We start from the raw sequence: 12,409 nt of genomic DNA on the forward strand, positions 1-12,409 counted from the left end.
CAAGAACGTTCGGACAGAGATTTCTGCCCGAACGTTTTGTGGTTTTAAGGGTTTACTTTTCCAACACCAGCATTTGATACTACTTCTGATTTGACATTGTTCACGTTAAGCAAAGAGTAGTTATAAGGAGGGTTGTACGTACCTGTAGAAGACGTTGGCAGACTGCCTGAGCTGTTAATATATGAGTTGTTGATGACATGCCATGTACCGACTTGACGGCTGTCCCAGCTGCCAATCGCATTTTTTGTATTTTCAAATACGTTGTGCTCAATTCTCATTTTTGCGCCCATACGAGAGTTAATCGCTGTTGTATGGATACCTTTATAGTAGTTGTTATACACATGACCTTCCCCGAAGCGCATAGATGGTACACGAGAATTCAGGTTTTCAAAACGGTTGTTGTGGAATGTGATTTTTCGGTTGTAGTTGTCGTTATCAGAGCTGCCCATGAGCATCGTTTTCCAGCTGTCATGAACATAGTTCCAAGAGAAGGTAATATAGTCGGAGTCATTTTTCACATCAAATAATCCATCATAATCATCTTTACCAGAGTTTAAAGTATTGTACAGTTCATTATGGTCGACCCATACGTTTTTAGAAGCGCCTTCGATTCCGATGGCATCCTTGTCACCGATTTTGCTGTGATGAATTTTCAGGTTGCGAATGATGATGTTATTGGCACGCCATACTTTAATGCCAATGCCATTAAATTCACCTTTCGTGCCTTTGCCGACGATCGAGACATTGTTTGTATCTTTCACATCGATTTTATTGGCAGATGTATTAGAAGGGGTAATCGTCCCGTCGACAACAATTTTTAACTTTTCGTTTTTTCCTTTACTTTTGATGGCAGCCAATAATTCATTTCCAGTTTTGACTGTGACGGTTTTACCACCTTCACCGCCTGTTGTACCACCATTTAATGTGGAGAATCCTTGTTGATTAAAATTGGCCATAATAGAAGGGCTTTCAGGGTACTTTGCTGCCGCTTTTGCCTCCCCATTAGGTGCAAATAATGAAGTCACGAGACCAACCGCTAACACACCAGCTAACAATGGAACTTTTTTCTTCAAAGTCAACATCTCCATTCATTTTGTTTTAATGTAAACGTTTCCAAAAATAAGCTGCAATTCAACTGTTCCTCCTTCCTTCGCCAGTATCGCCTTTTTCGGAATGTAGGAAGAGCATAGCACGCAAAAAGGTATCATCGGCTAAGAATTGGCGCTATGTATTCCGTGATTTTCTAGAAAACTGAGGCCATGATTATTTTATTTTTGTCTAAATGAGACAAGGATCATTGACGATAGGTATTGGGATTACCTAGTGATTATGAAAGAGAGCTTGTCCGCTTGATAGAAAATCAGAACGAATCATTTTGTGAGAGACGAAGGAATGTCATAATCATTTCATAAGAAAAAACTGGATATTTAACGCTTCAATTACTGGACCAACAGGGAGAAAAGCAAACAAGCTAAAAAAATAGAGTCTATTTTGAACGATATCGTCATACGTGTCGTCTCATGAATAAGAGAAGAAAAAAGGAAGGAGGGGTGTGTTTGGAGCAGACAGAAGAGACACTATTGATTCAGCGGGCAAAACAGGGGGAAGATGCTGCATTTACAGCCCTATATCGTCATCATTATTCCTTTCTTTACCGTTATATAATGAAGCTCACCCTTCAACAAGAGCTTGCAGAAGAAATCATGCAAGAAACGATGCTGAAAGCGTACATGAAACTCTCTTCATTTAGAGGAGATTCCTTATTCTCAACATGGCTCATATCCATTGCATCTAGACAATTTTTGGATCACCAGAAGAAAAGAAAACGTGAACAATTGAGGGAAGGAAAGGCAAATCAAGAGACGATGCGCCGTTTTAAATGGGAGATTCAGCAAAAGGGCCATACTTGGCACGAGATGTGGGATGCTCTAAACGAATTGAAGGCTCAGGAGAGAGCGCCGATTATTTTGCACTATTATTATGGCTTTACTTATCCAGAGATTGCTTCAATGCTCGGTATGAGAGAAGGCACTGTGAAGTCGAGGGTTCATCATGGGTTAAAGAAAATTCGAAAGGAGTGGTCTTAATGAAGGAAGATCAGTTCACAGAACGTTTAAAGGAAGAGTTACAGCAACTAGATGAACAAATTGAAGTGAAAGAGCCAAGTGAACAAGCTGTCATGATGATGCTGAAGCAGGCGAAGGAACAAGAGAAAAGGCGTTTTAAACAAGAAGTGCTGGCGTATGTTCTCATCAGTCTGACCATTCTCACACTATTTGTCGCTGCCATCACCCATTTACCTTTTATCTTCATTCTTCTTCAAGTCGTGAGTGTGCCGCTCTGCGTCGTTGTCGGCATCAAGGAATATCAACATATTAAAGGAGGGTCTTCCTTATGAGTCAGACGGAGATGATCATCTTATTGTGCGCATTGCCGTTACTATTTGCGCAGGGCCTGCTTTTATTTATGGATGCGAAGAAAAGAGGGCGTTATAAGTGGTTTTGGGGCATTGTCGGTTTAATTAACTTCCCATCGTCTTCTATTTTATATTGGCTTTGTGTCGTGTACCCTGATCGAAAAAAAGAAGAGAAGATCCGAAAAGATTGAGCTGCCGGCCTATAAAACTTTAGGCCTTTTTTTCGTGTTGAAGATCAACTAGAAATCTTTCATGGTTCATCTAATTGTCAAAGAGTGCGGGATATATAGTGTCTAAAACATGATTTCTAGCTCAATAGTCATTCTGTAAGAGATACTTTCTAAAAACGATGACGTCGGCTGTTTGATCCATCTCAAATCGGCATCATTTTCATCTGTTATCAGTATTGATCAGTTTTTACAAATGGTGTTAAATTAATCTCAATATGCGTTAGAAAATCTAACAGGATAAATGTGTGAAGATATACAAAGGAGGCAGATGAGACATGTTGACCTTAGATCGAGCAGCACAAACAGCACAAAGCTACATCGACCGTGTGTTAGAAGAGGTGGCAAAACGAAATCCTGGTGAAGAGGAATTTCAGCAAGCCGTAAGAGAAATTCTAGAATCACTTGTTCCCGTTTTTGCAAAGCATCCAGAGTATGAAAAACAAGGCATTTTAGAACGACTCATCGAGCCTGAACGGCTTGTGGTATTTCGCGTACCATGGGTAGACGATGAGGGGAAAGTACAAGTCAACCGTGGTTTCAGGGTTCAATTCAATAGTGCCATCGGTCCTTACAAAGGAGGCATTCGTTTCCACCCATCTGTCAATGCAAGCATTATCAAGTTTTTAGGATTTGAACAAATCTTTAAAAATGCACTGACTGGTATGCCGATCGGTGGAGGAAAAGGTGGATCAGATTTTGATCCTAAAGGGAAATCAGATGGAGAAATCATGCGTTTCGTTCAAAGCTTTATGAGTGAACTCAGCCGATATATTGGGCCTGATCAAGATGTGCCAGCAGGTGATATTGGCGTAGGGGCACGCGAAATTGGTTATATGTTCGGGCAGTACAAGAAAATGCGTGGTGCTTATGAAGCAGGTGTGCTTACAGGGAAGAGCCCTGGATTTGGAGGCAGCTTAGCCAGAAAAGAAGCAACAGGCTATGGACTGGTGTACTTTATGGAAGAAATGTTAAAAGCGAATGGATTTCAATTTGAAGGACGTTCAGTTGTCGTATCTGGCTCAGGGAATGTGTCTATTTATGCGATGGAGAAGGTCATAGAGCTAGGTGGTAAGGTCGTAGCATGCAGTGATTCAAGCGGAGCGATTTATGATCCACAAGGCATTTCATTAGAAACAGTGAAACAACTGAAAGAAGAAAGCAATCAACGAATTGGGGCATACATAGACATTCACCCGCATGCTGAATTGATTGAAGATTGCGAACAAATTTGGTCTGTTCCTTGTGACATTGCGCTTCCATGTGCAACGCAAAATGAAATATCTGAGATGCAGGCACAGCAGCTCGTAGAAAATGGTGTCATTGCGGTAGGAGAAGGAGCGAATATGCCCTCTACTCTAAAGGCAGTCAAAGTTTTTGAACAGAATGATATTCTATTTGCGCCGGCAAAAGCGGCAAATGCAGGTGGAGTAGGTGTCTCAGCGCTGGAAATGGCGCAAAACAGTGCAAGAATGTCTTGGACATTTGAGGAAGTAGATGATCAGCTGAAACAAATGATGCAGACGATTTATCGTCAGTGTACAGAGACAGCAGACGAATATGGACACTCTGGAAACTTGATCGTAGGCGCAAATATTGCAGGATTTCGTAAAGTGGCAGATGCGATGATCGCTCAAGGCGTGATTTAACTCCTGCTCTCCCGCACCTGTTTATTTCATGACAAGATGGGGAATCTTCCTTGTAAGAATGACAATAAGGAGGCGCGGGAGAAATGAAAAAATGGCTGAAACAAATTTTTAAATGGGCACCTGTGATTTATCCAGTGGTGAGAAAAATATATAAAGAGCGGAAAGCATCTAAACGTCGTAACGTATCAGCCGGATAATCCGGCTTTTTTTTATGCACACATACCGGTTGTGCAATGAATGAAAAAAAAGTTAGATTTGAATGATCCAAGTCATGCCTCACTCCGTTAAGTACATAACAAACGGAAAGAGGAGGCAATAACAGATGAACATGAAAAAAGCGATTTTAACCATCCCGCTTAGTGCAGCATTACTATTTCCGGCAGCTCATAGCGCAAGTGCACACGAAGGACATATGCATGGAGAGGCAAAGAAGATGTCTTCGTCACAAGAGGTGTCAAATAAAGCAACAGATCTTCGAGCAACTCTAGATCAGTTGTTTTCAGAGCACGCTTATTTAGCAGTCATCACAATGCAAAAGGGAATTGACGATAGCAAAGATTTTAAACAAGCAGCGGCAGCGCTAAATGACAATACAAATGACTTATCGGAAGCCATCGCTTCTGTGTACGGAAAAAAAGCAGGGAAACAATTCAAAGACATTTGGTCAAGTCATATTGGTTACTTTGTTGATTATGTACAAGCAACGGCAAAGAAAGATGAAGCAGGTAAAAAGAAAGCAGTTAAGCAGCTTGACCAATATCGCATGAAACAAGCCGATATGCTCGATCAAGCAACAGACGGTAGATTGAAAGCTAGCGAACTAGAAGAAGGCTTAAAAATGCACGTCAATGAACTGTTAAAAGCGTTTGATAGCTACACTGAAAAGGATTTTGATACGACCTATGAAACGGTTAGAAAATCTATTCATCATATGTTTGAAGTAGGAAAAGGCGTATCGTGGGCGATCACAGATCAATTTCCTGGGAAATTTGATCACAAATCCGTCGACACACCGGCCGCAGACCTTCGTGAAGATTTAAACTACTTGTTCTCAGAGCATTTGGCGCTTGCAGTCGTTGCTATGCAAAAAGGAAATGATGGCAGCAAGGACTTTGATCAAGCAGCGGCAGCTTTGAACGAAAACACAAATGATTTATCGGATGCGATTGCCTCTGTTTATGGCAAGGATGCCGGAAAACAATTCAAAGATATTTGGTCGAGCCATATCGGATACTTAGTTGATTATGTCAAAGCGGATGCATCAGGAGACAAAGAAGCGAAAGAAAAAGCGGTGAAAAACTTAGATGCGTATCGAATGAAGCAAGCGAAATTTTTAGATCAAGCAACAGATGGACGTTTGAAGGCAGCAGATTTAGAAGCGGGCTTAAAAATGCATATTGATGAATTGATCAAAACATATACGTCATACCATAATGGCGATTACGATCAGCTTTATCCAACAGTGCGAGAAGCGTACGGTCATATGTTCATGGTCGGTCAAGATGTCGCAGCAGCCATTGTTGATCAGCATCCTAAAATGTTCAAATCCAAGATGCCTAATGAAATGCCGAAAACAGGTATGGGAGGTACAGCCGGTCCTTTAGGTATGTCATATGAAGCCTTTGCGGGATTAATTGCAAGCTTGATCCTAGCCGGTGGTGCAATGGGTGCGTTCTTCCTTATTCGCCGCAAGACATCAAATTAAGCTCATATCAAAACAAAGGGGGAACGTGCACAATCGTGCCGTTCCTTTCTTTCAAAGGAGGCAGACTGACTTGAAAAGGTGGATGTTTGGTCTTCTGATGCTTCTCATCATCACGGGCTGTGCATCAAAATCAATGGATGATTCGTCATCCGCTAAAACAACCTCATCTCCTGAAAAAATCACAACAAACCAAGCCGCAAAACAGTCTCATTCAAAAGCTATATTAAAAGACGAACCGTCCGGTATTGTACCGGCTGAAATTGCAATTCCGGCGATTGGTGTCAAAGCAAAAGTAGAGAAAACCACCTTATCTAAGGATGGCAGTATGGGCGTTCCTAAAAAGACGGACAACACAGCTTGGTTTAAAGATGGTCCAAAGCCAGGAGATAAAGGGAACGCCGTCATGAATGGTCATGTTGATAATAAATGGGGACCTTCTGTTTTTTATCGACTAAAGGAGCTAAAAAAGGGAAACAAGGTAATCGTGACTTCCTCGTCAGGGAAAAAGCGAACCTTTGAAGTCATCAAAGTGCAAAGTTATCCTCGTGAAGAAAAGCCTAATGCATTTTTCGGGTATGCTTTTACACGAAATCTCAATTTAATCACATGTACAGGGACATTTGATCATGCAGCTGGGACTCATGAAAAAAGATTGGTTGTCTTTACGCAGCTGATCTCTTCATAAAAAAGGCGATGGCACGAAGGTGCAGCGCCTTTTTTTCATGGTTTCCAAACGGTCCTACAAAAAGATTCATAGGTCATTAGATACGGTTTGTTGTATAAATAGGGGCGTTTGTCATATAAATGAGTTGGCAATTTTTATTTCTTTTCAGTAGAATATGAGTAATGAAGAGAACTGCAAGCGTATACAACCTGTCCAGACAAGGCAGATTCTCCACCCTTACATAAGGAGGCCGATCTGATGCTGAGTAAAAGACTGGCGCACATTTTAAGTCAGTTAATGGCAGCGGATACCCCGCTCACAAGCGCTGCGCTTTCTGTCAGCTTACAAGTGACAAGCCGCACCGTTCGTACAGACATCAAGGAACTGAACGACCGTCTCGCTCCTTACCAAGCGGCTGTATCAGCTGTTCGAGGAGCTGGTTATGAGCTGTTGATCAACGATGAGAATGCCTTTCGCCGTTTTATGAAAGAAGAGGTCGAACAGGAAGAACCGCTGGCTGTTCTGCCGGAGGAGCGCGTTCGGTTTATTTTAAAAAAACTGCTTCTTGCAGAGTCTTATGTGAAACTGGAAGATTTACAGGAGCAGCTGTTTATCAGTAAATCGACGATGAGTAACGATATGAAATGGGTCAAACGCAAGCTTGAACCCTTTGATCTAAAGCTGGAAGCAAAGCCGAATAAAGGCTGCCGGATCAAAGGATCGGAGATGAAAATCCGCTATTGTATGTCAGAATATTTATTCAATGAACGCCGTTCCTACCAAACGATGCTGAATACAGCAGTGACCATTTTGCCAAAACATGAACTGGAATTGATTCAGAAAACAATCATTGATTATATCAATGAAGAAAGAATGAATCTATCAGACATTTGCATGAATAATTTAATCGTTCATGTTGCGATTGCCTGCAAACGGATTAGACACGGAAACTATGTATCTGTTTTGCCAGAAGAAATCAATGAAATTCCACGGGCAAAGGAATACAAGGTCGCGAAAAAAATGGTGGAACGTCTTGAAGGACTGCTGGACGTCTCTTTTCCACAAGAGGAGATCGTCTATATCGCCATTCATTTGTTAGGAACAGCTAAAATGGTGCAGTCCTTTTCATCGAGCGGTCAAAAACAAATTGTGGATGATGACACGAGCCGTCTTGTTCAGCTTATGTTGAAAGCGATTGACCAAAAATTGCAGCTGGATTTAGCAGGAGATGCGGAATTGCTGATTGGGCTCAGTCTGCACTTAAAGCCAGCCATGACTCGGTGTAAATATGGGATGAACTTAAGAAATCCGATGCTGGATGAAATAAAGGCGGGGTATCCACTTGCTTTTGAAGCAGGGATTGTCGCTAGCCGGGTAATTGAAGAAGAGACGGGGCTATGTATCCATGAGAATGAAATCGGCTATATCGCGCTTCATTTTGGTGCGGCTTTAGAGCGAAGAAAAATGGAGATTCCGCCGAAGCGATGTCTCATTGTTTGTGCATCTGGTGCAGGGAGTGCGAGGTTGCTGCAGGATCGATTGCGGTCACAATTTGGGTCAAAGTTGACAATCTTAGGCACAGCAGAGCTTTATTCGCTTCCGCATGTCTCTTTACATGCCCTTGATTTGATTATTACAACGGTCCCGATTCAGATGGATATCCCGATTCCCGTCATACAAGTCAATACTATTTTGGGAGGCGGCGACTTTTTAAAAATTGAAGAAGCCCTGACGAGTGAAACAAGGGTGACATTGGCCTCTCAATATATGAAAAAGGAATTGGTCTTTACAAAGCGTGCCTTTCAAACAAAGGAAGAGGTCATCGCCTTTCTTACAAAAAAAGTCATCGATATGGGATTAGCACCAGCAGAGCTTACACCTTCTGTGATGGAAAGAGAAGAGGCTGCTCCTACATCCTTCGGGCATTATACAGCCATTCCGCACCCAATGACGCCGCTGACAGAAGAGACGTTTTGGGCGATCTGTACACTAGAAAAACCGATTATATGGGGAGAGAAAAAAGTTCAATTTGTCTGCTTGCTTTGTGTCGAAAAAGAGAATGCAAAAGACTTAAAAGGGATGTACCGTCTACTGGGTGAGCTTGTGCACAATGTGAAATTCATTCAGCACCTCATCGCCTGTGATACATTTGAAGACATGCTCGATATCATGTATAAGAAAGCTCCTTCGTACAAGAATTCATAGTGTGATCTTAACTTTTTCCGCTTCCTAAAGGAAAAAGTATAGGTGTTTATGAAAGCGGTTTCATAATATGATGAGTGTGTAAAGAAAAGCTACACACTTTCAAAAGGGGGCGTTTACACATGAACATCTTATTGGTATGTGCAGCAGGTATGTCTACAAGCTTACTAGTTACAAAAATGGAGAAAAGCGCGCAAGAACAAGGAAAAGACTATCGTATTTGGGCAGTATCCGGAGATTCAGCAAAAAATCATATTGATCAAGCCGATGTGCTTTTATTAGGACCACAGGTTCGATATTTATTACCACAAATGAAAAAGCTAGGAGAAGAAAAAAGTATTCCAGTCGACGTCATCAATACCGTGCATTACGGCGTATGTAATGGGGCTGAGGTTTTAAAATCTGCTGAACAGTTAGTGAACGGATAAAGGGGGCGGAAGGGATGAATGGATTCAACCGATTTCTAGAAGAGAAGGTCATGCCGTTTGCAGGGAAGATTGCCGCTCAAAGACATTTACAAGCATTGCGTGACGGAATTGTTTTAACCATGCCTCTCATTATTGTCGGTTCACTGTTTCTCATTTTAGCCAACCTTCCGATTCCAGGATACAGCGATTTTATGGCAAGTATCTTCGGAGCAGAATGGGCCACGAAACTATCCTACCCTGTGAATGCAACCTTTGACATTATGGCACTTGTTGCAACCTTCGGGATTGCCTACAGGTTAGCTGAAAAGTATGCAGTGGATGCCCTATCATCTGGTGCGATCGCTGTTGCAGCTTTCCTTTTGGCGACACCCTATCAAGTTCCTTTCACACCTGAAGGCTCAACAGAAGCCATCTTAGTAGGTGGGGGAATTCCAGTCACATTGATGGGCAGTAAAGGGTTATTCGTTGCCATGATTATTGCTATGCTTTCAACTGAAATTTACCGATTCATCGTCCAGCGGAATATCGTCATTAAGATGCCTGATGGTGTACCGCCAGCAGTGAGTAAATCGTTTATCGCACTTATACCAGGTTTTGTGGTCATCACGCTGATCTGGGTCGCTAGACTTTTGATTGAGATGACACCATTTGAAAGTATTCATAATATCATCACGGTCTTAATTGGCACACCGCTTTCCATTCTTGGTGGAAGCTTAGGCGGTAGTATTGTCGCCATGGGCGTGCAAATGCTTCTCTGGGCTTGCGGTATTCATGGAGCAACCATTGTCGGCGGCGTCATGGGACCAATTTGGCTCGGTGCGATGGATGAGAACCGTCTCGCATTCCAAGCAGGAGAAGTGCTGCCAAATATCTTCACAGCGCAGTTCTTTGAAATCTTTATCAATGTCGGCGGAAGCGGTGCAACGCTTGCCTTGGTGCTGACGATGATCTTACGTGCCAGAAGTAAGCAAATGAAACAGCTTGGCCGACTTGCCATTGGGCCAGCTATCTTTAACATCAACGAACCGATCATTTTCGGAATGCCGATTGTCATGAACCCAATGCTTTTGATTCCGTTTATCCTTACGCCAATCATGATGATCATTACCACATATATCGGAATGAGCACAGGGCTTGTCGCGAAACCGGCGGGGATTGCGGTCCCATGGACGATGCCGCCTATTATTTCAGGCTATCTCGCCACAGGAGGCAAAATCTCTGGTGCTGTCATGCAGCTGATTAACTTGGCGTTGTCATTCGCTTTATACTACCCATTCTTTAGAATGTGGGATAAGCAGAAATTGAAAGAAGAAAGTGAACTAGAAACAAAAGCCACAACTGATGAAAATGTCGTCAACATGTAATAGAGGAAACAAGGGGGATGCGGCCGATGGAAATGGAACAAATTGTGTTTCAACTCATCTTACACGGCGGGAATGGCAGAAGCTCAGCGATGGAGGCCATTACATGTGCAAAGCAAGGAAACTTTGATGAGGCGAAGCTAAAATTGCAGGAAGCACAAGACGCGTTAAATGAGGCGCATCACGCACAAACAGAGCTGATCCAAGGAGAAATTAGAGGAGAAAAGACCGACATCAGTCTCTTAATGATCCATGCACAGGATCATCTCATGAACGCAATGACTGTCAAGGAGCTTGCGGCGGAAATCATCGAGCTCCATGAAAAAATGAAGCAACTCGGAGGTGTCAATTCATGAAAGAAGGAATCAAAATTGTCACAATAGGCGGAGGATCGAGCTATACGCCTGAGCTTGTCGAAGGATTTATCAAACGGTATCATGAATTGCCAGTAAAGGAATTATGGCTAGTGGATATTGAAGCGGGTCAGGAAAAGTTAAACATTGTGGGTGCTCTTGCGAAACGCATGGTCGAAAAAGCAGGGCTACCGATTGAAGTACACCTGACGCTTGACCGCAGGGAGGCCCTGAAGGACGCAGATTTTGTGACAACACAATTTCGTGTAGGGTTGCTTGAAGCACGTGCAAAGGATGAGAGAATCCCGCTGAAATACGGCGTCATCGGTCAGGAAACGAACGGACCAGGCGGTTTATTTAAAGGTCTTCGAACCATTCCAGTGATTCTCGACATCGTGAAGGATATGGAAGAGCTTTGTCCAGATGCATGGCTTGTGAATTTTACAAATCCAGCAGGGATGGTCACAGAAGCTGTGCTGCGCTATACGAATCTAAAAAAAGTAGTCGGACTATGCAATGTTCCAATTGGGATAAAAATGGGGATTGCCAAGGCGCTTGAGGTGGATGTTGAACGGATCGAGGTACAGTTCGCAGGCCTCAACCACATGGTTTATGGATTAGACGTGTATTTAGACGGGGTCAGCATTATGGATCAAGTGCTCGATGAATTAGGAAATCCGAATAGTCAGTGGTCTATGAAGAACATTGAAGCGAAAAACTGGGAACCTTCTTTTGTGAAAGGCTTAGGAGTCATCCCATGCCCGTATCACCGCTATTACTATAAAACAAAAGATATGCTGGAAGAAGAGCAAAAGGCAGCCCAAGAAAAAGGAACAAGAGCAGAGGTTGTGTTGCAGGTCGAGCACGAATTATTTGAGCTCTATAAAGATCCCGATTTATCAATTAAACCTCCGCAACTCGAAAAAAGAGGCGGGGCGTACTACAGTGATGCGGCATGTAACTTAATCAGCTCCATCTATAATGATAAGCATGACATCCAACCAGTCAATACAGTGAACAGAGGGGCCATTGCCAGCATTCCGGCTGATTCAGCGGTTGAAGTGAACTGTATCATCACCAAGGATGGACCAAAACCAATTGCGACGGGTGATCTGCCTGTAGCTGTGAGAGGGCTCGTTCAACAAATCAAATCATTTGAGCGTGTGGCAGCAGAAGCGGCAGTCACAGGAGATTACGAGACGGCTCTTGTAGCAATGACGATCAATCCGCTTGTCCCATCTGACGAAATTGCAAAGCAAATTTTAGATGAAATGCTCGAAGCGCATCGTGAATATTTACCGCAATTCTTCAAATCAGTTAAAGCATAAAACAAATGGCCCCTTTATGGGGTCGTTTTTTTATCATTGCACCATATAGAAATTCAAAAAAGAAGTGTATGATAGT

Annotated in this window: 13 protein-coding genes; 12 read left to right on the forward strand and 1 reads right to left on the reverse strand. The window is 42.7% G+C overall.

The window, feature by feature from the left end:
* Positions 1–44: 44 nt before the first annotated feature.
* Positions 45–1,073 carry a pectate lyase family protein gene (locus tag GPS65_RS01000; RefSeq protein WP_119125556.1) on the reverse strand — a complete coding sequence of 343 codons (1,029 nt, stop codon included), beginning with the start codon at positions 1,071–1,073 and terminating at the stop codon, positions 45–47.
* A gap of 483 nt (positions 1,074–1,556) precedes the next feature.
* On the opposite strand from GPS65_RS01000, the gene sigY reads away from it, so the two are divergent.
* From sigY to GPS65_RS01055, 12 genes are all read left to right on the forward strand, one after another.
* Positions 1,557–2,087, forward strand: a complete 531-nt coding sequence (gene sigY, locus GPS65_RS01005; RefSeq protein ID WP_119125555.1) for an RNA polymerase sigma factor SigY — start codon at positions 1,557–1,559, stop codon at positions 2,085–2,087.
* Positions 2,087–2,398 carry a YxlC family protein gene (locus tag GPS65_RS01010; RefSeq protein ID WP_012011714.1) on the forward strand — a complete coding sequence of 104 codons (312 nt, stop codon included), beginning with the start codon at positions 2,087–2,089 and terminating at the stop codon, positions 2,396–2,398. Before sigY ends, GPS65_RS01010 begins: the two co-directional genes overlap by 1 nt.
* Positions 2,395–2,607, forward strand: coding sequence for a transcriptional regulator (locus GPS65_RS01015; RefSeq protein ID WP_088002567.1), 213 nt, complete (start codon positions 2,395–2,397; stop codon positions 2,605–2,607). The genes GPS65_RS01010 and GPS65_RS01015 overlap by 4 nt, the downstream gene beginning before the upstream one ends.
* Before the next feature lie 314 nt (positions 2,608–2,921).
* Positions 2,922–4,292, forward strand: coding sequence for an NADP-specific glutamate dehydrogenase (gdhA, locus tag GPS65_RS01020; RefSeq protein WP_119125554.1), 1,371 nt, complete (start codon positions 2,922–2,924; stop codon positions 4,290–4,292).
* Between the two features lie 83 nt (positions 4,293–4,375).
* On the forward strand, positions 4,376–4,489 hold the full coding sequence (locus tag GPS65_RS19405) for a hypothetical protein (RefSeq protein ID WP_003214702.1): 114 nt from the start codon (positions 4,376–4,378) through the stop codon (positions 4,487–4,489).
* A 125-nt stretch (positions 4,490–4,614) separates the two neighbouring features.
* The gene (locus tag GPS65_RS01025) at positions 4,615–5,997 is read left to right on the forward strand and encodes a copper amine oxidase (RefSeq protein WP_119125553.1); all 1,383 of its coding nucleotides are present in this window, start codon (positions 4,615–4,617) and stop codon (positions 5,995–5,997) included.
* Between the two features lie 70 nt (positions 5,998–6,067).
* Entirely contained in the window at positions 6,068–6,682 is a 615-nt protein-coding gene (locus GPS65_RS01030) for a class F sortase (RefSeq protein WP_119125552.1), read from the forward strand.
* A 237-nt stretch (positions 6,683–6,919) separates the two neighbouring features.
* Positions 6,920–8,866, forward strand: coding sequence for a BglG family transcription antiterminator (locus tag GPS65_RS01035; RefSeq protein WP_119125551.1), 1,947 nt, complete (start codon positions 6,920–6,922; stop codon positions 8,864–8,866).
* A 119-nt stretch (positions 8,867–8,985) separates the two neighbouring features.
* Positions 8,986–9,291 (forward strand): PTS sugar transporter subunit IIB, encoded by a 306-nt coding sequence (locus GPS65_RS01040; RefSeq protein ID WP_012011708.1) that lies wholly within the window; start codon positions 8,986–8,988, stop codon positions 9,289–9,291.
* A gap of 14 nt (positions 9,292–9,305) precedes the next feature.
* Entirely contained in the window at positions 9,306–10,655 is a 1,350-nt protein-coding gene (gene celB / locus GPS65_RS01045) for a PTS cellobiose transporter subunit IIC (RefSeq protein ID WP_012011707.1), read from the forward strand.
* 26 nt (positions 10,656–10,681) lie between these two features.
* Positions 10,682–11,008: a PTS lactose/cellobiose transporter subunit IIA gene (locus GPS65_RS01050; protein WP_012011706.1), complete on the forward strand. Its 327-nt coding sequence runs from the start codon at positions 10,682–10,684 to the stop codon at positions 11,006–11,008.
* Positions 11,005–12,333, forward strand: a complete 1,329-nt coding sequence (locus tag GPS65_RS01055) for a 6-phospho-beta-glucosidase (protein WP_012011705.1) — start codon at positions 11,005–11,007, stop codon at positions 12,331–12,333. Before GPS65_RS01050 ends, GPS65_RS01055 begins: the two co-directional genes overlap by 4 nt.
* The last annotated feature ends 76 nt before the right edge of the window (positions 12,334–12,409 follow it).

The sequence above is a fragment of the Bacillus pumilus genome (genome assembly GCF_009937765.1).
GTDB lineage: Bacteria > Bacillota > Bacilli > Bacillales > Bacillaceae > Bacillus > Bacillus pumilus_O.